Source organism: Pseudoalteromonas sp. BSi20429 (assembly GCF_000238895.1).
Classification (GTDB): Bacteria; Pseudomonadota; Gammaproteobacteria; order Enterobacterales; family Alteromonadaceae; genus Pseudoalteromonas; species Pseudoalteromonas arctica.
Map to the genome: position 1 here is coordinate 45,796 of NZ_BADV01000080.1, position 23,047 is coordinate 68,842.

The following is a 23,047-nucleotide window of genomic DNA, read 5'->3' on the forward strand; positions in this document are numbered from 1 at the left end:
GACTCCTCATACAAAAGTGTGGACTCTATGCAAGCTTGAAGCTTAATACAGATAGGCAATTAGCAGTCTTGCTTATATGGGGCGCATTCTAACATTTTTCAAGCAAAAAAAAACGCCTCACAGTGGAGACGTTTAAATTAGTTACCTAGTTAATAGGGGAGATATAAATTACTGCATGATCTGTAAGCGTAAGTAATCATAAATTTTGCTAAAGAAGCTGCCTTCTTCCACTTCTTCAAGTGTTACTAGTGGGTATTGAGCAATATCTTCGCCCTCTAGTTGTAAGAATAATGTACCTACTTTAGTACCTTTAGCAAGGGGTGCTTCAAGCGTGTTATCTAGCTCAAAGTTAGCTTTAAGGTTTTTATGCTGACCACGTGGGATAGTAATTGGTGTATCTTCTAAAATACCTAAAGATACGTTCTCTTTGTTACCCATCCAAATACGTTGTTCTGCAAAGCTATCGCCTGCTTTGTATGGAGTAATTGTTTCGTAAAAACGAAAACCGTAGTTAAGTAGCTTTTTACTTTCTACCTTACGAGCTCGTTCGCTTGAGGTACCCATAACAACAGCAATTAAACGCATATCGTTTTTAGTTGCTGAGGTAACTAGGCTGTAGCCAGCTTCTGATGTATGCCCCGTTTTAATGCCGTCAACATCTAAGCTTTCATCCCATAATAATGAGTTACGGTTATATTGCTTAATGCCGTTATAAGTAAACGATTTTTGCTTATAAAGTGCATATTCATCTGGCACATCACGAATAAGTGCAGCGCCTAGCGTTGCCATATCGCGTGGCGTTGTAAAGTGCTCGTCAGTATCAAGGCCGTGGCTGTTGATAAAGTGGCTGTTGCTCATACCTAATTTAGCAGCATGGGCATTCATTAAATCAGCAAATGCGCTTTCGCTTCCAGCAATATGCTCAGCCATTGCTACACATGCATCATTACCTGATTGGATAATAATACCGTGGTTAAGCTCATCAACACTAATTTGTTTACCTACTTCAATAAACATCTTTGAAGATTCTGGGAAGTTTTTAGCCCATGCTTTTTCGCTTACCGTTACCATATCGGTAGTGGCAATATTACCTGCTTTAATTTCAGTACCAATTACATAACTGGTCATCATTTTAGTTAAACTTGCAGGTGCTAGCTGTGTATCGGCTTCACCTTCAGCAATAACTTTACCTGTTGTAAAGTCGACTAAAAAATAACCTTTTGCATTAACTTGAGGTGGTGCCGGAATAATTTGGGCGCTGGCTGAAAATACGGCGGCTGTACAAACTAGGCCGCATACACCTTTGAGGATTTTATGTTTAATAGATTTCATCATACTCATTAATGGTTAAAGTTAAAGATTCGCGTTACGCCATTTTATACCCAAACCACCCCAAGATGCGAGCATCCTGGGGTAGTTTGGGTATTAGTCTTACTGAGTGTAAAGCAAGAACGCGTTTTGAAATTGATTTTGTTTTAATTTTTTTAATACTTCGTCTGCATGAGGAGTATCTTTTATTGGCCCTAAATGCAGTCTGTAAATGTCGTCTTTTTGAACGATATTTGTTGGTAATTTGTATTGCTCTCGCAATGTGCTGGCAAGCGCTTCAATATTAGCAAGTGTACTACCTGCAGCTACCTGAATATAGGTTTGACGCGCAGTTGCGCCCGCAAGCGTAACGGCTTCTAGCTTAACCTTTGCTGTACCATGGGTGTAATAGCCAAGCTTGTAAGCGGCTGCGTACGAAAGGTCAATTATTCTATCGTCATGAAACGGGCCCCGGTCGTTCACGCGTACGATTACCGATTTACCATTTGCAGTATTGGTTACTTTAACAAAGCTAGGTAGTGGCAGCGTTTTATGCGCTGCGGTCATGGCAAACATATCATACGTTTCACCATTTGAAGTGTGATAACCATGAAATTTACGACCATACCAAGAGGCAATACCTTCTTCACTAAAGCCTGTTTCATCAAGCATGGGTGAATAACTTTTACCAAGCACTGTATATGGGCGACTAGCGCTGGCACTTTTAGTTACTTCGGTAACTATAGCGTCTTGCATCTCAAGTGTAGTCGGGGCTCTAAGTGGTGCTGCATCGTGGCGCATGCTATAGCGACTACCAGAGCCACTGCTACAAGCACTTAAAAGTAAAATTAATAATGTAGTAAATATAAGCTGATTAGTGTGTCGCATTATTTTAAAAGCATCCTTTTATCTGTTGCGATTGACATAATAATGCCAAATCCTGCCATTAACGTTACCATCGATGTGCCACCATAACTAATCAGTGGTAAAGGTACGCCTACAACAGGTAATAAACCCGATACCATGCCTATGTTTACAAATACGTACACAAAAAAGGTGAGGGTGAGTGCGCCTGCGAGCAATTTACCAAATGCATCTTGTGCATTAACAGCAATGTATAAACCACGGCCAATAATAAATAAATAGAGACTAAGTAAAACACATACGCCAAATAAACCAAATTCTTCGCTTAAAACCGAAAATATAAAGTCGGTGTGGCGCTCTGGCAAAAATTCTAATTGCGATTGCGTACCAAGCAGCCAGCCTTTACCTTCTATACCGCCTGAGCCAATAGCAATTTTAGATTGAATAATATGATAACCCGAACCGAGCGGATCGCTCTCAGGGTCTAAAAAGGTGAGTACACGCTGCTTTTGATAATCATGCATACCGTAGTGCCAAAATGGCCATGCGGCAAGCGCTACTATAGAGCTTAAAAAGCCGATTAAACGCCAACTTAATCCAGACAAAAACAAAACAAATATACCTGAACTTGCAATAAGTATAGCGGTACCTAAATCGGGTTGTTCTTTAATTAATAATGTAGGGAGCATTACAATCATAAAGCCAATAATTAAGTGCATTGGCCGAGGAGGTAAGTGGTTACGCCCTATATACCAAGCTACCATCATCGGGACTGCCAACTTCATTAATTCTGCAGGTTGAAACCGTGTCACCCCTAAATCGAGCCATCGCTGTGCGCCTTTTGAGCTTACGCCAAATAAAAGTACACCCACTAGCATTAATAAACCAACGCAATAAAGTGGGATCACTAAACGCTTTAATGTGGCTGGCGAAAATTGGGCCAAAACAACCATAGCAACAACCGCACCGCCCATACGAGTCATGTGCCTAATCATCATTGAAGAGTCTTGGCCGCTTGCGCTGTAAACAACCATTATGCTACCAGCCATCATTATGAGTAATGCAATAAGCAGTGGTAGGTCTAGATGCATACGCATCCAAATAGAGCGTTTATCGTGCAAAGCGGTCATGGTGTATCGTTCCTTGCAAGATTAACTGGATTGGCTGCAAAGTAGTAATCCATAAGTTGGCGAGCAATTTGAATACCGCCGTGGTTGTTTTCTAATACAACAGAAACCACAATTTTAGGATCGTTGTAAGGTGCAAACCCTACGTAAATTGTGTTGTCACGCTGGCGCTCTTTAAGCGATTCTGCATCGTAGCGTTCACCTTGGGCAATACTAACTACCTGTGCAGTACCCGTTTTACCAGCCGAGTCGTAGTTAGTGCCTTTAAATGCTTTGTGCGCTGTGCCTGATATTTTTTGAACTGTATTATGCATTGCATCTAACGATACTTGCCAATGGCGTGGATCTTTTAAAATAACAGGGGGTTTTTCTTCGTTGTTAATTTGCGTTATGTCGCTATCTTTTTTTATTACTTGCACCAAATGAGGTGGATGATTAATACCACGATTAACTAATATGTTAGTCGCATTTGCAATTTGAATTGGTGTAGCAGTCCAGTAACCTTGACCAATACCTACCGAAATAGTATCACCACGCCACCAAGACTCTTTAAAGCGTCCTTCTTTCCATTCTTTTGAAGGTAGAATAGCAGTAGTTTCTTCATGAATATCAATACCTGACAAATCGCCGTAGCCAAAACGGGCCATAAAATCACTGATTTTAGTAATGCCTAACCGATAAGCCGCATCGTAAAAATAGGTATCGCACGACTCTTCAATCGCCTTGTATACATCCACATGACCATGGCCCCAACGTTTCCAATCTCGCCATTTGTGTTCAACATTTGGAATTTGAAAAAAACCAGGATCCCACATTGATGTTGATTCATTTACTATATTTTCTTCAAGTGCTAATACAGCCATTAAGGGTTTTACCGTAGAGGCAGGCGCATAACGACCCTGCGTAGTACGGTTTATTAACGGACGGTCTTGGTTAAGTAACGCTTTATAATTTTTGCTGCTAATGCCGTGTACAAATAAATTTGGGTCGTAACTTGGGTTTGAATAAAGTGCCAGCACGCCACCATCTTTTGCATCCATAACTACAACAGCGCCACGCATATCTTTAAGCCCATGCTGTGCAATTTGTTGCAAGCCAATGTCTAAGGTAAGTACTAAATCGCTACCAGGTTGTGGCTGGGTCATGCTTAGAGTGCGAATTACACGGCCACGGTTATTAACTTCTACCCGTTGTGAGCCCACTTTACCGTGCAATGTTTCTTCATAGTATTTTTCTAATCCGAGCTTGCCAATATCATATGTAGCACGGTAATTGGTTGCACGATCTTCTTGTTCTAATTGGTTTAGCTCTTTTCTATTAAGCTTGGCAACATATCCAAGCGCATGCGTTAGCGTGTCACCAAATGGGTAGTAGCGAGCCAGACGTGCCTCAATACTAAAACCAGGGAATTTATGTTGATTAACCGAAAATTTCGCCACTTCTGTTTCGTCTAAGCGGGCTTTTAATACTTGTGATTTAAAACGACGGGTGTGTTTTATATCTTTTAAAAAGTCTTGTTTGTTTTGCTCTGTAATCGCAATTATTTTACTTATTTGATCAAGCGATTCGTCAAGGTCATCTACCTCTTCGGGGATGACTTCAAGATTGTAAACAGGTTTGTTTTCAGCAAGTAGCACACCGTTACGGTCGTAAATTAAACCACGGTTGGGTGCAATAGGAATAACTTTAATGCGGTTATCGTTGGAGCGGGTTTGGTAGTCTTGGTGATCTTCTACCTGAATAGTATAAAGATTAGAAAGTAATACAGCGACTAATCCTAATACAAAAACAAAACCCACGAATGCTCGCCTAGCAAATAAGTTTGCTTCTGCGGAGTGGTCACGAATAGTGGGTCTATGTTTTAGCATGGCAAGGGGTTACTCGCGATGATAAGGATGGTTGTTATTTAAGCTCCAGCCTCGGTAAAGGCTCTCTGCAACAATTATACGCACCAAAGGGTGCGGCAATGTTAAATTAGATAACGACCATTTTTGCTCAGAAGCTGCAATGCACTCTGGAGCAAGTCCTTCAGGTCCGCCAATAAGTAAACTTACATCGCGGCCATCGAGTTGCCATTTTTCCATATTTTTAGCAAGTTGGTGAGTATCCAGCGCTTTCCCTGTTACCTCTAACGTTACAATACGATTGCCTTTTGGAATAGCCGCTAATGTTTTTTCACCTTCAATGTGTAAAATACGTTTTATATCTGCATTTTTACCACGTTTTCCGGCTTGAATTTCAATTAACTCTAGGGCCATATCTTTAGGGAAACGTCGCTGATATTCTGCAAATCCCGTTTCTACCCATGCTGGCATTTTAGTACCAACAGCAATCATTTGTATTTTCACGTATAACTTCCAAGCATTGTCTAAAATGAGTGAGCGTTTAGCCCCACAGTTTTTCTAGATCGTAATAGCTACGTGCTTCGTTTTGCATCACGTGTACAACCACATCACCTAAATCAACCAGTGCCCATTCGCCGTCGCCTTCACCTTCATAACCTAATGGCTCTGAATCTGCATGACGCGCTTCTTTTGCTAAGTGATCGGCAATTGACTGTACGTGGCGTTTAGAAGTACCAGAACAAATTACCATGTAATCTGTGATATCTGATGTTCCAGTAACGTCAATATGAACGATGTCACGCGCTTTCATATCGTCAATTTTGTCCATAGCAAAGGCGAGTAGTTGTTTTGAATCCAAGGTTTTGTCTCAATTTAAAAATTTAATGGCGCGCATTTTAACACGCTAGGAGTTTTTAAGCATCAATTTGATAGAGCTGATGCACTTCTATGTAATGACTCACTGCATCGGGCAATAGTTCATTCTTTTTATTACTTTTTTTCAGTTGTTCGCGAATGGTGCTTGAGGCCGCATCGAGCATTTCGCCCGGTAAAAAATAAAGTTTACCTGCAAGTGAGTGTTTAAGAGCCGCTACTTCGTCGGCATTTGCGCGTTGCATATAGCTTTTGAGCTCACCTGTTACAGTGCAATGTTGAGCAGGGCGCTGGTACACCACAATATGGCAAAGCTGCGTTATTGCCTTCCACTCAAACCACTTATCTAGGTTGTTAAATGAGTCCATACCAATTAAAAATAAAATAGGTGTAGTGGGGTGTTCTTTACGAAGTTCTTGTAAGCTCAGCAACGAATACGATGGACCGGTTCGATTAAGTTCTCTTAAATCGAGTTCAAAATGAGGATAAGGAGCAATAGCTGCGTTGAGCATATTAATTCGGTGCTCTGCACTAATACCCGGAGCTGCTTTATGTGCAGGTAATGCACAGGGCATAAAATAAAGCGTATCTAAATTAAACGCATTTACGCATTGCTGCGCCATATTTAGATGGCCTAAATGGACTGGGTCGAAAGTGCCACCAAAAATTGCGATCATTTAACACCCATTAGCTATTTATTAATTAACCGCGTGGCACGGCATAGGAATGTTGAGCGGCTGGCAAAATTTAATACAAATATGAGCAAGCGCTTGGTAAGGTGCAATTAAATTACCTTGCTTGTAACTGGCATCAAACAACGCAACATCACTGTTTATTTGTTCTAGTGTGTGCATGTTTAAACGGTTAATAGCATTTTGAACTGGACCTTGTTGGTTTTTCCAAATTGCTTTTTGTTTAAATAAATTAGCGATAGGTTCGCCATTTAATAAACCAAGTTGCACACTTATAAGTGTATTAAGCTCTTTGGTTATAGCCCACAAAATACTCACCACTTCGGTGTTATCGCTGGCAAGTTTGTTTAATACTTTTATAGCTTGTTTAGCGTGGCCATTTAATAGTGCATCGCTTAAATCAAAAATATCAAACTTGGCTTGGTTTAACAGACCTTGCATTACTAATTGCTGAGTAATTAATGCATTGCCGTGCAGTAGCGAGAGCTTTTCAAGCTCCTGAAAACAGGCTAACAAGTTGCCTTCGGTGGCATTTATTAAGCTTACTTTGGCGTCGCTTTGCATATTAAGTGATAAACGTTGGCATTGCTCATCAAGCCATCGTTTTACGTGAGAGCCCGTAAGCGGGTAGCAAGGTACAAATACGCCTTGCTTATCAAGGGCTTTAAACCATGCCCCACGTTGTACTTCTTGGCTGGCTTTAGCGCCTTTAACAATTAAAATAGTATCGGGATTAACCAGTTCAACTACTTTTTTAAAGGTGTTGCTGCCAATAACGCCTGGCTTTTGTTGGTTTAAATCAAGCTCAATAATAGTGCGGGCGCTAAACAGCGACATACTTTGGTACTGGGCTATAATTTCTTGCCAATCGAATCCTTGCATTAAAGTAAACTTAATTACTTCATCAAAACCTTGTTGCTTAGCACTGTCGCGAATTTGTTGTACGCACTGCGCTTCTTGAAAAGGCTCTTCTCCAAATACTAAATAAAAGGGCTTTAGCCCTTTATTTAATTCACTCAGTAGTTGATTAGCATAGCAGCGCATTATAGTTGCGACAGCTCTCTAACAATACGACGACTGGCTTGCTCACGAATTTCGCTAATAAGTAGCTCAAGCTCTTTTGCTTTTGCTAATGCATGATCCGGATCGTCTTGGTAATTACGGTAAAGCTCAAAACGTTTTTCTATCGCTTTTTCACCTGGGCGTTTAACTACATACGATACGCCATAAGCGAGCTCATATTCAGCAACTTGGCCGTTTTGGAACAGCGAGAGTGTTTGGCGTTCAATGCTTTCTTTGCGTAAATACAATTGAGCTTTATCTTTAGCTGACGATACTAACTCTACGTTACTCGCTTTAAGCTCTTTTTTAAGCTCAGTGAATAAAGTCGATTTTTCGTCATCGCCTACAAGTGTTAGCTGTTTTAAGTTATCAGGCAGGCTAGAGACTTTTTTTAAATGAAAGCCACAGCTTGATAACAAAAAACAGACTAGCACTAAGGCTAGTCCATTTTTAATGGCGTTAAATGCAGCCATATTAGTTAGCTACCACGTTAAGTAGCTTGCCTGGTACGTAAATGATTTTACGAATGGTTGAGCCATCAGTAAATTTAGTTACGTTAGATTCTGCAAACGCAAGGGCTTCTACTTGCTCTTGAGTTGCACCAGCTGCCACTGTTAACTTAGCGCGAAGCTTGCCGTTTACTTGTACGATGATTAGTTTTTCATCTTCAACAAGTGCAGACTCGTCAACTTTTGGCCATGCAGCATCTAAAATCTCGCCTTTTTTACCAAGCTCTTTCCAAAGCTCATGCGATAAATGCGGAGTAATAGGTGCAAGCATAATAACTAATGCTTCAAGTGCTTCGTTAGCAATCGCTACATCTTGTTTGTCGCTCAGTGGTGCTTTTAATAACTTATTAGAAAGCTCCATAATGGCTGCAATAGCAGTGTTAAAGGTTTGACGACGTTCAACATCATCAGTCACTTTAGCAATTGCTTTGTGTAAGTCTCGACGTAGTACTTTTTGCGGATTAGTTAGCGCTGATTTATCAAGTGCTTGGTAACCTACTGTTTTAACGTCTACCGCGTATTTCCATACACGTTTTAAGAAACGATGTGCGCCTTCAACGCCTGAGTCTGACCATTCAAGCGTTTGCTCTGGTGGTGCTGTAAACATCATGAATAAACGCACTGTATCTGCACCATACTGGGCAATTACATGTTGTGGGTCTATACCATTGTTTTTAGACTTAGACATTTTGCTCATGCCTGATGAGAATACCGGCTCACCGTCTTCCTTGTGCCATGCTTTAGTAACGCGGCCTTTTTCGTCGGTTTCGGTGTTTACATCAGTTGGCGAAATCCAAATATCGCCGCCTTTTTCATCTTTACGATAAAATGTTTCAGCAAGTACCATACCTTGACAAAGTAAGCGGTCAAACGGCTCGTCTGAATTAACTAAACCAAAGTCACGTAATAATTTATGGAAAAAGCGTGAGTACAATAAATGTAAAATTGCATGCTCAATACCACCAATGTATTGGTTTACTGGTAACCAGTAGTTAGCAGCAGCTGGATCTAGCATGCCTTCGTCGTAGCGTGGGCTACAGTAGCGTGCGTAGTACCAAGACGATTCCATAAAGGTGTCAAACGTATCAGTTTCGTGAAACGCCGGTGCGCCATTTACTGTTGTTTTAGCCCACTCTGGGTCTGCTTTAAGTGGTGAAGTTACACCGTTCATTACCACATCTTCTGGTAAGCGAACTGGTAGCATATCTTCTGTTGCGGCAAGTTCTTTACCATCTTCATCGCTAAGCATTGGAATTGGAGAACCCCAATAGCGCTGACGGCTCACACCCCAGTCACGCAGGCGGAAGTTTACTTTACGCTCACCAACACCGAGTGCTTCTAATTTATCGGCAATCGCTTTAAAACCAGCTTCAAAATCAAGGCCGTTAAATTCACCCGAATTTACAAGTACGCCTTTATCGGTAAATGCTGATTCTTTTAGGTTTACTTCAAGATCTGAACCTTCAGCAGGCGCAATGACTTGTTTTATATCTAGGCCGTACGCTGTTGCAAACTCAAAGTCGCGTTGATCGTGTGCAGGTACTGCCATTACAGCGCCTGAGCCGTAATGCATTAATACAAAGTTAGCAACCCAAATTGGTACTTGCTCGCCCGTTAATGGGTGAGTTGCGTAAAAGCCTGTTGCTATGCCTTTTTTCTCCATTGTTGCCATGTCTGCTTCGGCAACTTTGGTGTTTTTGCATTCTTCAACAAACATTGCAATAGCATCGCTATTTTTAGCGGCTTCTTGCGCAATAGGGTGACCACCAGCAACAGCAACATACGTAACACCCATAAAGGTATCTGGACGTGTTGTGTATACGCTAAATGTTTCGTCGTTATCGGTGCGTTTAAATTCAATATCACACCCTTCAGAGCGGCCAATCCAGTTGCGCTGCATTGTTTTAACTTGCTCTGGCCAATCTTCTAACTTGTCTAAATCGTCAAGTAGCTCTTGTGCGTAGTCGGTAATTTTAATAAACCACTGTGGAATTTCTTTTTGCTCAACCACAGCGCCTGAACGCCAACCGCGACCGTCAATAACTTGCTCGTTAGCGAGTACTGTTTGATCTACTGGATCCCAGTTAACTGTCGACATTTTTTTATACACTAGGCCTTTTTCGTAAAGCTTAGTGAAAAACCACTGCTCCCACTTGTAGTATTCTGGATGACATGTCGCAATTTCGCGATCCCAGTCATAACCAAAACCTAATTGCTTAAGTTGAGTACGCATGTAATCAATATTTTCGTATGTCCACTTAGCTGGTGCTGTTTTGTTTTTAATAGCAGCGTTTTCTGCAGGTAAACCAAACGCATCCCAACCCATAGGTTGCATTACGTTTTTGCCTTGCAGGCGCTGGAAACGAGAAACAACATCACCAATGGTGTAGTTACGCACATGACCCATATGCAGTCGACCACTCGGATAAGGGAACATAGAAAGGCAGTAATACTTTTCTTTGCTCTCATCTTCAGTGACTTTAAATACCTGGTTTTCTTCCCAGTAGCTTTGTACTTTTGACTCTATATCTTGCGGGTTATATTGCTCTTGCATCTATGGTTCCAGACTTCTTGCAAACTAATAAAAAATTGCCGTTAGGATACCCCAAATAAAACACTATTCACAGCGTCAAAAACATGCTTTTATTAAATTGTAACTTTCAGTGCAGGTTAACCTGCCTTTTTATAGTGTGGTTAGCTAAAGACATAAGTTACAGACTGATTTAACAGCAATTTTGAAGGAGTAAAAAATGACTGATTACAAAACATGGCTTAGCAGTTTTACCCATTGGATAAAAGATGTGAAAGAGCATGGTTTAAAAGATGTGGTTTCTGGGTTTGTTGAATCTGAGCAGGCGCTTAAAGATTTAAGTCAAGAAAGATATGAGCTCTACAAAAGTTATTTAAAGAATGATATTGAACATATAGTAGAGAACGAATCACACTATAATTCGCTTGCATGGCAAGAGCTTAAAGAGTCTCTTTGGTTTGAACTTTCGCACATAGAAGATAAAACTCAACTTGAGTGGCAATCTCTTAGCCAAGATTTTAAGCACAATGGTGTGTATCACGCAGGCGAATGGATAGCCATGGGCACATTAGTATGTAAGAATTGCACCCATAGTTACGATGTTTATCACGCTACACAAATTACACCGTGTATTGAATGTGATGGAATCTATTTTAGTCGTAAGGCACTGCACCCTTAAATATAAGTATTAAGTGGCTGCGGGCCACTTAATACGCCCAAAGGCCAGCGAATATGCTGGTAAAAAAAGAAGTTAGAATGACGAAAAAATTGCTGCCACTATCTGTTTCAAAGCTCGCACCGAGTATTTCTACTAATCACGTAAACACGTGTATGAACAATCCATACCCAGAGCAACTTACGTTTATAGGCCAACAACGCGCCCAAAGTGCTTTAGATTTTTCATTAGGGATGGAACTGCCGGGTTACAACGTTTATGTAATGGGCGAGGCCGCTCACGGGCGCTTTACGCTTGTTAAAGATAAACTTAAACAACACGCAAAAGACCGCTCAACGCCAAACGAATGGTTATACGTAAACAATTACGATGACCACAGAGAACCTATTGCGCTGTTTATGCAACCAGGTCAAAGCAAGCAACTTAGTGACGATATAGATTCATTTTTAGATGAAGTACTCGACACCTTTCCTGCGGCATTTGATAACCCAGCGTATCAGCGTAAGAAAAAATCAATCGATCGTGAATTTAACGATGCCTACGACAGTGCTATTACCGCAGTAGAAATTGCGGCGTTTGAGCAAAGCGTTGCATTAGTTGAAGAAAAAAATTCAGTAGGGTTTGCACCACTTGTAGATGGTAAACAATTGAGCGACAGCGAATTTGGCGAACTTGAAGAAACGTTACGTGAAGAGTTTTTTGAAAAAATTGAAAAGCTAGAAGATGCATTAATAGAAGCGTTAATAGAGCTGCCACGTTGGAAACGCGAATCAAAAGAAAAACAACGCAATCTTAAAAAGTCGACTGCAGAGCAAGCCACTAAACCACTTTTAAAAGACTTAGAACATAAATATGCCACGCATATTGGTGTACTGCGCTATTTAAAAGATATACGCGTTGAAATTATAGACGCGGTACTTGAATGGCTAGATGACGAAGATGAAAGTGAAGAAAGCAAAGAAGACTTTGATCGCAAAGGCATGCTTACCGACTTTTTTGCACCTAACATTTTAGTTGAGTTTAAAGAGGACGACGCAGCACCGGTTGTGTACGAGCCTAATCCAACGTTTGGCAATATATTTGGCAAAATTGAGTACTCAACATCGCAAGGCTCTTTAATTACCTGTTATCGCTCAATTCAGGCTGGTGCATTGCATCGTGCTAATGGCGGTTATTTAATTATGGACGCTGAAAAAATCATGGCAAATCCACAAGTGTGGGATGGTTTAAAACTCGCGTTAAAAACACATCAAATTAAAAACGACTTACCGTATCAAGACAGCACAGTAGGGACTAGCTTTACACTTCGCCCGCAGCTTATACCGCTTGATGTTAAAATTATTTTATTAGGTTCGCGCGAGTTGTACTACACCATAGGTGAATACGACGAAGAATTTGCAGAGCTATTTAGAGTATTAGCCGACTTTGATTACTACTTGCCAAGTAGCGATAAATTGCAATACCAGTTTATTACTAAAGTAACCGAGTATTGCGAGCAAACATTAAAGTGCACTGCAACGCAGGCTGCTATGGTGCGTTTACTTAAATTTAGTTACCGCCAAGCTGAGCATCAAAATAAATTATCAGCGCGTTTTGCTGATGTACTTGAACTTATTGCAGAAGCTAGTTACTACGCAAAGCAAGACAAATTAGCCGTTATTGACGCGCACCATATTGACGAAGCCATTGAAGGCAAGCAATACCGTACCGGACAAATTAGCGAAAATATGCTCAGTGATATAAAAGAAGGTCACACACTTATTGCAACCGACGGCCAAGCCATTGGTAAAGTAAATGGCTTAACCGTATTACACATTGGCGATACCTCATTTGGTACCCCTGCGCGTATTACGGCAACTGTTTATGCTGGCGCCGATGGCGTAATAGATGTTGAACGCGAAGCTGAGCTTGGCAAAGCAATTCACTCAAAAGGTGTTATGTTGCTTACTGGTTATTTAGGTAATAAATACGCGCAGCACTTTAGCTTAACGCTTAGCGCTAATATTGCCATTGAGCAAAGCTATGGTTACATAGATGGCGATAGCGCATCTTTAGCAGAGTTGTGTGCGCTTATTTCGTCTATTACAAGCCTACCTATTAGCCAATCAATTGCGCTTACAGGCTCTATTAACCAACACGGCGATGTACAAGCCATTGGTGGAGTAAACGAAAAAATAGAAGGCTTTTTTAAACTGTGTAAAATGCGTGGTTTAACAGGTTCGCAAGGCGTTATCATTCCTAAATCAAACCAAGTTAACTTAGTGCTTGATGACGAAATACTTAATGCAGTTGAAGCGGGTAAATTTAATATTTACGCAGTTGAAACCGTAGACCAAGCGCTTAACTTGTTAATGGATATAGAAGCTGGCGATATTATTGATGACCAGTATCCAGAAAACTCAGTAAACGGTATTGCACTTGCTCGTCTTAAAGAGATTGCCGACATAGTAAACGGCGATGATGACGAAAAAGACGAAGAGCTAGACAACGAAAAAGGTTAATGATGATTAATATAATTTTGGCGGTAGTTATCGCCATTTTTTGTTTTTTAATATTTCAAAATAGTAAAAAAGCAAAACAACAAGCAGGCATAAATGCACAAATAGGTGCAGATTATTTAGCCGCTAACGCAAAGGTAGAAGGTGTAGTAGAAACGACTTCTGGCTTGCAGTATAAAGTAATCCATAAAAGCGAAAACGAAAACACACCAACCCCCAAAAGTATGGTTAACGTGCATTACCACGGCACACTAATCGACGGCACTGTGTTTGACAGTTCAGTAGAGCGTAAAACACCTATTAGCTTTGGTTTGCACCAAGTTATTAAAGGTTGGACTGAGGGCTTACAACTTATGAGCCCTGGCGATAAATACACGCTATATGTACCGCACCAATTAGCGTACGGCGAAAAACGGGTAGGGAGTATTCCTCCTGCCTCAGTACTTATTTTTGAAGTAGAGTTACTGGCAATTGAGTCTTAGTGATTAAATAACAAGGAAGTAAATTATGAATAAAGACGAATTACTTAAAATAGCCAAAGGTGATATTAACTTTACCTTTCAATCTATTATTTATGCATTAGCGCTATGCTTACTAGTTGCAGCTGTTTTTTTACTAGAGATGAGCGTTAACCTACAAATGGGTTTAATAGTTTGTATTATTGGTGTGTTTGGAATGACTATTTATAATAATTTAAATACTCGCCTAAATGCGGCGCTTGCACTTATTGCGCTCTCACAAGATAACCAAAGCACTAAGTAAGCAACGAGTTAGTTTAATAAATTGGTATAAGCCCTACTTTAATAAAGTGGGGCTTTTTGCTTTTAGCTAACATTAAAATTTACTCAAGAATTTTAATGTGAGGTCGATACCTATAATAGTTACAAAGCTATTTTAGGGATAAAATAATGAAGATTTTAGCGGCTCCCATCCCATACCAAGTACACAGCTCAAATACTCAACCTTTAGTGCAATCAGATAAACTACCGGTTGAAAAAGCGAGTGAAGAAAAGAGCGAGGAAGAGAGTGAGGAAGAGCCAAAATATGTGTTATCAAAGTTTTTAGATACCAAAGCACAAGAATATAGTGAAGATAATGCAACGTTTGGCAATCAATATAAAAACCTAGAAAAAGTATACAAGCACTTCACTGGGCGAGTTATTGCGCTGCAAGAACAAATTAACAAACTTAAACAAAGCCCCGTACAACGTAGTTTAACTATAAATACTTCTGCAAGTGAGCTAAATAAAAGTGATGCGAGTTTAACTCTAGATGCAGAGCACTTAGGCTCTAAAAAATATAAAAATACGCAACAGCAAGAACAAATAGATATGTTAGAGCTGCAATTAGGGGAGTTAAAGTCAGAGCAAGCAGCAATAAAACAACAAATGGTTGAGCTGGTTATTAGTGAAATGAAGAGACGGGGCGACGACTATACTATTTAGCGCCACCAACATGCTGGTGGGCTAGCTTTTAAACTCAATTTTACCTACTTCAAGTTTAAACCTACCTTCTTGCTTGCCTGCAATCATAAAGCCTAGCTGTTTTATATCATCAAAATCAATAATCGGTTGTTGCTCAAGCACGCGGCCGCGATACGTTAAAGTAAAATCACTCGGAGCAAAGTTTATATCTACCCATTCATTTTTTACTGTTTTAAATGAGAGGGTGTACGCTGCGCCATCAAGGTAATTGGTAGTTCTGAGCCTAAGCTGATAGGTTTGTCCATCGCCTTTAACACGCAGTGCTATAGCTTTAGTATTTTGGCTTTGTGTATTTAGCTCTGTACGTATTGATGCAAAACCGCCGTTATTATCAAGCGAAACATTGCCTGTAAAAAGCAAACTTTCTTGAGTTTGTGTTACTTGGCTATTAGATACACCGCCCATTACTGAGTCGTTAACAACGTACCAGCGCTGGTTTGCATTCGCTTGTGCACTTACAACTAATAAATTAAATACAAAAAGTGATGATAGTTGCTTTGTTGTCATACGTGTTTCCTAATTGGCATTAAGTAAGTGGAGTACTTATAACCAATACGCTTTAATAACGTATTTGTTCACTAATTTAAAACTAATTATTTTTACGAGCCCACTTATCCATTATTTTATTAAATAATATTTCATCATCAGTTTGCTCACCAGGGCAGGTCTGCGCGCTATCTTGAGGCATGCCATTACTACCAAATACGGTTGAAGTATCAATTAAATAGCATTTACCGTTAAATTTTTCTAATCGTCGTGTGCCTATTGTATTTTGGCTAATAACTTCCGATTTTTGTGATTTAACCGGTGATTTAATTGTGGGCGTGGCAGCTATTGCATCATCAGTACTATCTGAGTTATCGGCTTCGCCAAACGTGACCATTTTTTTATGCGTTAAGTTATTTATAGGTGCGCCATAAATAGGCGCATACGGGTTAAGTTTTTTAAACGTTTGCGTGTTGGTATTAATGGTGTGGGCAGAGGGGTGAGATTTATTTGTAATAGTGGACTTTGTTACTGTTGTTGTTTTTGGTTTTTCGTCACGTTGTTTGGGTGCTTTAGTAGCTTGTGTTTGAGTTGTAGGTATTTTATTGGTGCTTACAGATTCGGGTGCTTTTTTTACCTCTAACTTTGCAGGCTCAACAATCGGTGCGTTAGTGGTGGTGTTAACGGTGCTTAACTTAGGTTGCGTTGATAAGTTAACCATTACATAAGCGTTTATTACGGTGTCTTTTTTTGTTGGAGGTACTTCAGCTTTTATTTTTTGCGAAAGTAATTTATGTGAAAGTAATAAGTACAGCAACACGCCATGTATACATAACGAGATAACCCACGGCCACGCATTCCCTTTATTCACATCAAACCCTCAACTTAATAGTGCTGTTAAGAGTCAATAAAATACATTTAGTTCACCTAAAGTTAATGTGTTTTACTTTGTAGCTTTATTGCAGATACAACAAAACTATTTTGCAGTTTTTGTTGTTTTTGCATGTGTTTGGTTACGTTATTATGAGCGCAATCAAACTTAGGAGGCATTATGACATTACTTTTTGAACCAATAGAACTTGCAGGTAAAACATTAAAAAACCGTATTGTTATGCCCCCAATGACTCGCTCGCGTTCTACACAGCCTGGCGATATAGCTAACGACTTAATGGCAACATATTACGCACAGCGCGCAAGTGCCGGACTAATTGTAAGCGAAGGCACACAAATTAGTGAGCTTGGTAAAGGTTACGCTTGGACTCCGGGTATTTATTCAAATGAGCAAGTTGTAGGTTGGAGTAAAGTAACCAACGCAGTACATAGTGCTGGTGGCGTTATGTTTGCTCAGCTTTGGCATGTTGGCCGTGTAACTCATAGTGACAACACCGGTGGCGTGCAGCCTATTTCAGCCTCGGCCATTGCTGCAAAAGACGTAAAAGTATTTGTAGATACAAACGGCGCACCGGGGTTTGTAGACACCCAACTCCCACGCGAAATGAGCAAACAAGATATTACGCATGTCATAGGCGAATTTCGCCAAGCTGCTAAAAATGCAGTTAATGCAGGATTTGATGGCATAGAGCTTCATGCTGCAAATGGTTACCTTATTAACCAATTTTTAGATTCAGAATCAAATGCTCGCACCGATGAATATGGTGGCAGCGTGCAAAACCGAATGCGTTTTTTAATTGAAGTGGTAAATGCTGTTAGCGACGAAATTGGTAGCAGCAAAGTAGGCGTAAGACTAGCCCCGTTAACAACTCTTAATGGCACAGTAGACGAAAACCCTGAGGAAACTTATTTAGCGGTTTCGGAGGCATTAAATAAAGCCAGCGTAGGTTACATGCATATAGCCGAAGCTGATTGGGATGACGCACCTTTAATGAGTGTTGAGTTTAAACACGCTATTCGCAAAGCCTACAGCGGTGTATTAATTTACGCAGGCAAGTACACAAAAGAGCGCGCAGACAAAGCACTTAGCGAAGGCTGGGCCGACATGATTGGTTTTGGTCGCCCATTTGTATCAAACCCAGACTTACCAGCACGCTTAAAGCAAGGCAAGCCTCTTAACAGCCACAACCCCGACACTTTGTTTGGTGGTGCAGAGCAAGGCTATACCGATTATCCAACGGTATAATTGCTAGTCAGTAATAAACATTGAGTAAAAACATGAAGGGCTGCATTTTATGCAGCCCTTTTTTGTGCACTGATTCTATTAGCTTTATCTTGAGCAAAAAATAAAAAACGCGTAAGTTAACCGGGTTACCTATTTTAATAACAAGAAAATAAATGAAAGCCAAAGAGATAGAACAATTAGAATTATCAAATTCTGAAACCCGAGAAGTTGTTACCCCCTACGCCTTTAAAATTGACAGTGCTTTACTGGGCTTGCCTTTAGCTACGCCAATTCGGCGTGCATTAGCGATTATTATTGATGTAGCACTGATATTTTTAGCAGCCAAACTCAGCGCGGCTTTAATAGCATTTGTTGCTGCAATGGCTTTTTATAAAGGTACGGCACAGCAATACCTTCCAAAAATGTCGAATGTGTGGCGAAGAATCTTAAAAATAACGGCAGCAAGTATTTTATTTGTAAGCGCACTTACTGTGCTTTCAATTGGCATAGATTACCTAGAAGACGATAAGGCTGATCAAGGTTTAGCTGTTCAGGGCGTAAAAATACAAGATGAAATACAGCTTACCGCCACAGAAAAACAACGGGTAAATACTTATTTAGCGCAAACAGCCGATGACAGCTGTGAGCAACCTTGCCAACAAAACGCGCTTGATAATTTAATAGGGCAAGTATCAAAATTAGCAGAAATGGACGACCTACAAAACCCACAACTTGCTACCGTACTTTTACAGCTACTAGTGCTCAGTGAAAATAACGAAATAAAGCCTGCACAGTTAATAGAAGAAAAACCTGCACAAACAAGCACAAATAGTATTTTGCAGTGGAGCAAAGGCATTATTCAAGACTTGGGCTTAGGTTTTGGCTGGGCTGCAGTTTACTTTACGTTGTTCTCGTTACTTTGGCGCGGCCAAACGCCGGGTAAAAAGGTTTGTAATATCCGTGTTGTCGCCCTAAGCGGTGAGCCATTAGGTTTATTAGATTGTTTTGGTCGCTACGGCGGCTACGGTGCAGGCTTTGCAACGGGCTTATTGGGCTTTTTACAGATATATTGGGACCCAAACAGGCAAGCAATTCAAGATAAAATATCAGCGACGGTGGTTATTAAAGGTAACTTGAATCAAGTTGTAAATGTGGAAACGGTAGAAGAAGCAGTGAAGGACTAACTCCAATTAACATAATTTAATTAAACTATAGGTATATCTATTTGGAAGTCTTACTTGAAGGATTAAATAATGAAAATGAAAGTAATCATTTTTTGAGATCTTTATGGGCAAGTATTAGAGATCACTTTGGTAAGTGTGCTTGGCATTACTCTCCGTATAAAAAGCTAGGTTCTAAACAAATAATTTTAGGACGTATGAACTATAAAGCTAAAGGTTCTTTCGAGGTTTCGGTCAGGTATAAACAAAAAGGAAATTTAGTCGCGGTCATGTTCTCTGATTATATCGAAAGTGATGAAATTATAAGCGACCTAAAAGTTATTAGAGAGCTAGTTAAAAATAGTTTAGATTATAAAAAACTGATTTCTAAATTCAGATTTAGTACTTCTCTTGAAGTTATTAGGGGTTCTATTGCCGCATACTCAGGTAAAAGTTTTGTTTTAAAACCAACAGGTAATAGCTCAATTAAATTGATAGTTGATATTAATGGTTATGATACTAAAGATGCAGAAGCTAAAGCAGCAGAAAAAATTAAAACGATTATTGAAATTTTAACTGTTAGTACAAACTGTTTGATTATTCGAGATACTCAAAGTGACAATGATTCATCGTTTTCAAGTATTGAAATTAATAAATACTCTAGAGATATAAGTTGGGTTGATGCTAAACCAATAGCTGATGGCTTAGTTCAAATCTCAGAAAAAACCTGTTTCCTTATTGATTACATACTGAGTAATGATATTTACTCTTATGAAATTCAATTACTCTTGAATTCTTATGCTCATTTTTCATCAGGCAGATCTTTAGATTCATTTACCTTAGATACATATTCCCCAACTCCGAGAATAGGGGAGGCAAGTGATGAGGGGAATACTGACTTTCAGAGCGATTTAAGATTCTCTAATGCAGCTAAACTTCATCCATCATCAAGTGAAGATGCAATGATACTTTATATATCTTCATTAGAAGTTGCGTCGTTGATTGGAGCTTCGAAGAGTAAAAAGTGTGATAGTTGTGGTCAACAAGTACATTCGATCTCAGATAGAGTGAGAAGTTATGTGGGAAAAGATAGCAATAATGACCCATTAGTTAAAATAATTAATTCATATTACGGTTTAAGATCAAGATACCTTCACCAAGGAACTAGGTTTGTCGATAATTCATATTCAGGCAGTGCGGTACCACTATTAGATAGCAATACAATGAGTAACGCTAGAGAGTACTACCAAGTTAGTCTGCTAAATTTAAGGGAATGGTGTAGCTACTTACTAAGGTTATCTTTAGAAGAAATGGCTTTAGAAGCTAATTAAACACTTTAAAAATGTAGAGCCAAATATGTAGGCCCTACATCTTAAATAGCGAGCTTAACTTCTAAACCTAACCCCAAAACCACCAAGACCCATCAACAACACCAATCCCCACACAAATATGTTGCCGTATTGGCTGTACACGCTGTCGCCTTTTATAAGCTTAATGTTGGCTTTCAATATGGTAGCTTCAAACTGAGGCATGGTTTGTTGTGTGTGGCTTATGGGGTCGTATACGGCGCTTACACCATTGTTGGTAACTCGCACTAGAGGGCGTTGTAGTTCGAGCGCGCGCATACGGGCTATTTGCATGTGTTGCAAAGGCCCAATAGAGTCGCCAAACCAGGCATCGTTACTTACCGTAAAGAGTAGGTCGGAATCGCTTTTGTAATTACCGCGTACTAAGTCGGCAAAAACAATTTCGTAGCAAATAGCGGGGAGTAAGTTATAGCCATTGGCGCGCAAGTTGTTTTGCACTTTGTCGCCACGGGTAAACGATGACATAGGCAAATCGAATAATGGGGCAATAGGGCGCAAAAAGTCTTGAAACGGTACAAACTCGCCAATAGGTAATAGCTGGTGTTTTTGATAGCGGTTTTTATCAAGGTAATGATAATGCCCGTGCTCGTCGCCGCGTTCTTTATTACCGACCACAATAAGCGTATTGAATATGTTTTTGGTGTCTCGCTGGTAGTCAACAATACCGGTTACAAGGGCGGTTTTATTAAACGAGGCGGCACTGTCTAAATTGGCTAGGTAGGAATCAGCAAGCATTTCTATTTCAGGCACTGCGGCTTCTGGCCATACTATTAAGTCGGCATCCCAATGTGGGCGTGTCAGGTCTTGGTATTTGCTCATTGTGGTCCAAAACTCACTTGGCTCAAAGCGCAGGTGTTGCTGTATGTTCCCTTGTACGAGCAATACTGACATGTTTTTATCTGTGTAATGAATACTACCTGTGGTGTTTGCGCCTGTAAAAATAAGCGCAACAGCTGTCGCAGTAACCGCTGGGGTTTTAAAATCTTTTTGGGTAAGTCTATATAGTGCAAAGCCAATAGCGACACAGGTAAGTGTTAAGCCAAACTCGCCAATATAAGGGGCAAGCAACCTTAAAGGTCCGTCGGTTTGTGTGTAGCCAAAACTTAACCACGGGAAACCGGTAAGTACGGTGCCACGTAAATACTCACTAATTGCAAAGCAGGCAATTAGTAATGCGCCAAAGCTTTTAGGGCCACTGGCAAAGCGTGTAGTTGCCCAAAAGGCAAGTGCAGGAAATAACGCTAAATAGGCGCACAAAAATGCCATTAACGAGAGTGACGCAATAAGCGGCATACCGCCAAAGGTGGCAATAGAAACATGTACCCAGCTTATACCTGCACCAAACCAGCCTAGGCCAAATATAAAGCCATATTTAGCAGCGGTTTTTGCGTGTGCTTTACCGGTATTATTGGGGTTAACGCAAAAAATTATGGTACCAAGGCTAATAAATACGATGGGCCAAATTTCAAAGGGGGCATAGCCAAAAGTTAAAATAAGGCCCGCAACGAGTGCGAGCCATGCTTTTTTATCTTTTGCTAATAAGGTAAGTCTAGTTAGCAGTTTCTTCACTGTCGTTATCATCAGCCTTAGGAACGGTGACTTGCAGTTGCAAAATACGACGATTGTCGGCGTTGGTTACTTTAAATTGGTAACCTTCTATGTCAATCGTTTCACCACGGCTTGGCATATGGCCAAATGCGTGCAGTACAGTTCCGCCAATAGTATCGGCTTCGTCTGTGCTGTAGCCTGTTTTAAAATGCTCGTTAAAGTCATCTACAGGTGTGAGTGCTTGCACTACGTGAACATGTTTAGCAAGTCGACGAATATCTTGATGTTCTTCTTCTTCGTCGTGCTCATCTTCGATTTCGCCAACAATTATTTCAAGAATATCTTCAATCGTTACCAAGCCCGATACGCCGCCGTATTCGTCAATAACAACAGCCATATGGTAGCGTTGCTGACGGAATTCGTTTAGCAATGTATCAACACGTTTGCTCTCAGGTACTACCATTGCTGGACGTAAATAATCGCGTATTGATGGTAAATGCTCGTCTTTATTTAAGATCAGTGGCAATAAATCTTTAGCGAGTAAAAAACCTTCTACATGGTCTTTGTCTTCAATCACCACAGGAAAACGTGAGTGAGTTGAGTCAACCATCATTGGAATTAGCTCTTCAAGCGGGCTGTCGATCTCAAGAGTGATCATTTGTGAGCGCGGAACCATTATGTCTCGCACTTTAAGCTCAGACACGCCAAGCACACCTTCTATCATCTCTTTTGTTTCAGGATCGATTACGTCTCGTTCTTGCGCATCGGCAATAACTTCGACCAGCTCTTCTCTATTCTGGGGTTCCCCTTGCAACATTTGGGCTATTCTGCCCAACCACGTTTTGCCAGAAGAACCCTGGCTAGATTGCGAGTTACCGTCGCTCATTGCGTCTAATTGCTCCG

22 protein-coding genes are annotated in these 23,047 nt (G+C 40.4%); 8 read left to right on the forward strand and 14 right to left on the reverse strand.

Annotated elements, in window-relative coordinates; translation table 11 throughout:
- Nucleotides 1-168 precede the first annotated feature (168 nt).
- The 10 genes from P20429_RS04435 to leuS all read right to left on the reverse strand — a co-directional run bounded on the left by P20429_RS04435 (nucleotide 169) and on the right by leuS (nucleotide 10,833).
- Nucleotides 169-1,332 (reverse strand): serine hydrolase, encoded by a 1,164-nt coding sequence (locus P20429_RS04435; RefSeq protein WP_002958518.1) that lies wholly within the window; start codon nucleotides 1,330-1,332, stop codon nucleotides 169-171.
- Nucleotides 1,333-1,431: 99 nt separating this feature from the next.
- Nucleotides 1,432-2,196 (reverse strand): septal ring lytic transglycosylase RlpA family protein, encoded by a 765-nt coding sequence (locus tag P20429_RS04430; protein WP_007585556.1) that lies wholly within the window; start codon nucleotides 2,194-2,196, stop codon nucleotides 1,432-1,434.
- Nucleotides 2,196-3,302 (reverse strand): rod shape-determining protein RodA, encoded by a 1,107-nt coding sequence (gene rodA, locus P20429_RS04425; RefSeq protein ID WP_007585558.1) that lies wholly within the window; start codon nucleotides 3,300-3,302, stop codon nucleotides 2,196-2,198. The genes P20429_RS04430 and rodA overlap by 1 nt, the downstream gene beginning before the upstream one ends.
- Nucleotides 3,299-5,167 carry a penicillin-binding protein 2 gene (gene mrdA / locus P20429_RS04420; protein ID WP_033027044.1) on the reverse strand — a complete coding sequence of 623 codons (1,869 nt, stop codon included), beginning with the start codon at nucleotides 5,165-5,167 and terminating at the stop codon, nucleotides 3,299-3,301. The genes rodA and mrdA overlap by 4 nt, the downstream gene beginning before the upstream one ends.
- 9 nt (nucleotides 5,168-5,176) lie before the next feature.
- Nucleotides 5,177-5,647 carry a 23S rRNA (pseudouridine(1915)-N(3))-methyltransferase RlmH gene (gene rlmH / locus P20429_RS04415; RefSeq protein ID WP_007585562.1) on the reverse strand — a complete coding sequence of 157 codons (471 nt, stop codon included), beginning with the start codon at nucleotides 5,645-5,647 and terminating at the stop codon, nucleotides 5,177-5,179.
- 37 nt (nucleotides 5,648-5,684) lie between these two features.
- On the reverse strand, nucleotides 5,685-6,002 hold the full coding sequence (rsfS, locus tag P20429_RS04410; RefSeq protein ID WP_007585564.1) for a ribosome silencing factor: 318 nt from the start codon (nucleotides 6,000-6,002) through the stop codon (nucleotides 5,685-5,687).
- Between the two features lie 55 nt (nucleotides 6,003-6,057).
- Nucleotides 6,058-6,693 (reverse strand): nicotinate-nucleotide adenylyltransferase, encoded by a 636-nt coding sequence (nadD, locus tag P20429_RS04405; RefSeq protein WP_007585565.1) that lies wholly within the window; start codon nucleotides 6,691-6,693, stop codon nucleotides 6,058-6,060.
- Between the two features lie 21 nt (nucleotides 6,694-6,714).
- Nucleotides 6,715-7,752 carry a DNA polymerase III subunit delta gene (holA, locus tag P20429_RS04400; protein WP_007585569.1) on the reverse strand — a complete coding sequence of 346 codons (1,038 nt, stop codon included), beginning with the start codon at nucleotides 7,750-7,752 and terminating at the stop codon, nucleotides 6,715-6,717.
- A complete protein-coding gene (gene lptE / locus P20429_RS04395) occupies nucleotides 7,752-8,243 on the reverse strand; it encodes an LPS assembly lipoprotein LptE (protein WP_007585571.1) in 492 nt (163 codons plus the stop codon). Before lptE ends, holA begins: the two co-directional genes overlap by 1 nt.
- Before the next feature lies 1 nt (nucleotide 8,244).
- A complete protein-coding gene (gene leuS / locus P20429_RS04390; protein WP_007585573.1) occupies nucleotides 8,245-10,833 on the reverse strand; it encodes a leucine--tRNA ligase in 2,589 nt (862 codons plus the stop codon).
- 196 nt (nucleotides 10,834-11,029) lie between these two features.
- On the opposite strand from leuS, the gene P20429_RS04385 reads away from it, so the two are divergent.
- From P20429_RS04385 to P20429_RS04365, 5 genes are all read left to right on the forward strand, one after another.
- Nucleotides 11,030-11,488, forward strand: coding sequence for a zinc ribbon-containing protein (locus P20429_RS04385; protein ID WP_007585575.1), 459 nt, complete (start codon nucleotides 11,030-11,032; stop codon nucleotides 11,486-11,488).
- A gap of 77 nt (nucleotides 11,489-11,565) precedes the next feature.
- On the forward strand, nucleotides 11,566-13,986 hold the full coding sequence (locus P20429_RS04380) for a Lon protease family protein (RefSeq protein WP_024591122.1): 2,421 nt from the start codon (nucleotides 11,566-11,568) through the stop codon (nucleotides 13,984-13,986).
- Between the two features lie 2 nt (nucleotides 13,987-13,988).
- The gene (locus tag P20429_RS04375; protein WP_007585579.1) at nucleotides 13,989-14,465 is read left to right on the forward strand and encodes an FKBP-type peptidyl-prolyl cis-trans isomerase; all 477 of its coding nucleotides are present in this window, start codon (nucleotides 13,989-13,991) and stop codon (nucleotides 14,463-14,465) included.
- 25 nt (nucleotides 14,466-14,490) lie between these two features.
- Complete coding sequence (locus tag P20429_RS04370) at nucleotides 14,491-14,745, forward strand: hypothetical protein (RefSeq protein ID WP_002958531.1); 255 nt, start codon at nucleotides 14,491-14,493, stop codon at nucleotides 14,743-14,745.
- Between the two features lie 146 nt (nucleotides 14,746-14,891).
- The gene (locus tag P20429_RS04365; protein ID WP_007585582.1) at nucleotides 14,892-15,428 is read left to right on the forward strand and encodes a hypothetical protein; all 537 of its coding nucleotides are present in this window, start codon (nucleotides 14,892-14,894) and stop codon (nucleotides 15,426-15,428) included.
- A 21-nt stretch (nucleotides 15,429-15,449) separates the two neighbouring features.
- On the opposite strand, the gene P20429_RS04360 is transcribed toward P20429_RS04365, so the two are convergent.
- Both P20429_RS04360 and P20429_RS04355 read right to left on the reverse strand, forming a co-directional pair.
- Nucleotides 15,450-15,974 carry a CIA30 family protein gene (locus tag P20429_RS04360; protein ID WP_007585584.1) on the reverse strand — a complete coding sequence of 175 codons (525 nt, stop codon included), beginning with the start codon at nucleotides 15,972-15,974 and terminating at the stop codon, nucleotides 15,450-15,452.
- 82 nt (nucleotides 15,975-16,056) lie between these two features.
- The gene (locus P20429_RS04355; RefSeq protein WP_007585585.1) at nucleotides 16,057-16,824 is read right to left on the reverse strand and encodes a hypothetical protein; all 768 of its coding nucleotides are present in this window, start codon (nucleotides 16,822-16,824) and stop codon (nucleotides 16,057-16,059) included.
- A gap of 180 nt (nucleotides 16,825-17,004) precedes the next feature.
- Here P20429_RS04355 and P20429_RS04350 point away from each other — a divergent pair, with 180 nt between their 5' ends.
- The 3 genes from P20429_RS04350 (at nucleotide 17,005) to P20429_RS04340 (ending at nucleotide 20,560) form a co-directional block, all read left to right on the forward strand.
- Nucleotides 17,005-18,090, forward strand: a complete 1,086-nt coding sequence (locus P20429_RS04350) for an alkene reductase (protein WP_007585589.1) — start codon at nucleotides 17,005-17,007, stop codon at nucleotides 18,088-18,090.
- Between the two features lie 152 nt (nucleotides 18,091-18,242).
- Nucleotides 18,243-19,253, forward strand: a complete 1,011-nt coding sequence (locus P20429_RS04345; RefSeq protein ID WP_007585591.1) for an RDD family protein — start codon at nucleotides 18,243-18,245, stop codon at nucleotides 19,251-19,253.
- 41 nt (nucleotides 19,254-19,294) lie between these two features.
- A complete protein-coding gene (locus P20429_RS04340) occupies nucleotides 19,295-20,560 on the forward strand; it encodes a hypothetical protein (RefSeq protein ID WP_007585594.1) in 1,266 nt (421 codons plus the stop codon).
- 54 nt (nucleotides 20,561-20,614) lie between these two features.
- Here P20429_RS04340 and lnt read toward each other — a convergent pair whose 3' ends face one another.
- Together lnt and corC are read right to left on the reverse strand one after the other, a co-directional pair.
- Nucleotides 20,615-22,165, reverse strand: a complete 1,551-nt coding sequence (lnt, locus tag P20429_RS04335) for an apolipoprotein N-acyltransferase (protein WP_007585596.1) — start codon at nucleotides 22,163-22,165, stop codon at nucleotides 20,615-20,617.
- The gene (corC, locus tag P20429_RS04330; RefSeq protein WP_007585597.1) at nucleotides 22,146-23,030 is read right to left on the reverse strand and encodes a CNNM family magnesium/cobalt transport protein CorC; all 885 of its coding nucleotides are present in this window, start codon (nucleotides 23,028-23,030) and stop codon (nucleotides 22,146-22,148) included. The genes lnt and corC overlap by 20 nt, the downstream gene beginning before the upstream one ends.
- Nucleotides 23,031-23,047 lie beyond the last annotated feature (17 nt).

Excerpts from the sequence above, each read along its gene's own strand:
- P20429_RS04350 (WP_007585589.1), top strand. The coding sequence starts at position 17,005 with ATGACATTACTTTTTGAACCAATAGAACTTGCAGGTAAAACATTAAAA.
- P20429_RS04360 (WP_007585584.1), bottom strand. The coding sequence starts at position 15,974 with ATGACAACAAAGCAACTATCATCACTTTTTGTATTTAATTTATTAGTT.
- corC (WP_007585597.1), bottom strand. The coding sequence starts at position 23,030 with ATGAGCGACGGTAACTCGCAATCTAGCCAGGGTTCTTCTGGCAAAACG.
- rodA (WP_007585558.1), bottom strand. The coding sequence starts at position 3,302 with ATGACCGCTTTGCACGATAAACGCTCTATTTGGATGCGTATGCATCTA.
- P20429_RS04365 (WP_007585582.1), top strand. The coding sequence starts at position 14,892 with ATGAAGATTTTAGCGGCTCCCATCCCATACCAAGTACACAGCTCAAAT.
- lptE (WP_007585571.1), bottom strand. The coding sequence starts at position 8,243 with ATGGCTGCATTTAACGCCATTAAAAATGGACTAGCCTTAGTGCTAGTC.
- P20429_RS04430 (WP_007585556.1), bottom strand. The coding sequence starts at position 2,196 with ATGCGACACACTAATCAGCTTATATTTACTACATTATTAATTTTACTT.
- P20429_RS04435 (WP_002958518.1), bottom strand. The coding sequence starts at position 1,332 with ATGAAATCTATTAAACATAAAATCCTCAAAGGTGTATGCGGCCTAGTT.
- P20429_RS04380 (WP_024591122.1), top strand. The coding sequence starts at position 11,566 with ATGACGAAAAAATTGCTGCCACTATCTGTTTCAAAGCTCGCACCGAGT.
- leuS (WP_007585573.1), bottom strand. The coding sequence starts at position 10,833 with ATGCAAGAGCAATATAACCCGCAAGATATAGAGTCAAAAGTACAAAGC.
- P20429_RS04345 (WP_007585591.1), top strand. The coding sequence starts at position 18,243 with ATGAAAGCCAAAGAGATAGAACAATTAGAATTATCAAATTCTGAAACC.
- P20429_RS04375 (WP_007585579.1), top strand. The coding sequence starts at position 13,989 with ATGATTAATATAATTTTGGCGGTAGTTATCGCCATTTTTTGTTTTTTA.
- mrdA (WP_033027044.1), bottom strand. The coding sequence starts at position 5,167 with ATGCTAAAACATAGACCCACTATTCGTGACCACTCCGCAGAAGCAAAC.
- P20429_RS04385 (WP_007585575.1), top strand. The coding sequence starts at position 11,030 with ATGACTGATTACAAAACATGGCTTAGCAGTTTTACCCATTGGATAAAA.
- holA (WP_007585569.1), bottom strand. The coding sequence starts at position 7,752 with ATGCGCTGCTATGCTAATCAACTACTGAGTGAATTAAATAAAGGGCTA.
- P20429_RS04370 (WP_002958531.1), top strand. The coding sequence starts at position 14,491 with ATGAATAAAGACGAATTACTTAAAATAGCCAAAGGTGATATTAACTTT.
- nadD (WP_007585565.1), bottom strand. The coding sequence starts at position 6,693 with ATGATCGCAATTTTTGGTGGCACTTTCGACCCAGTCCATTTAGGCCAT.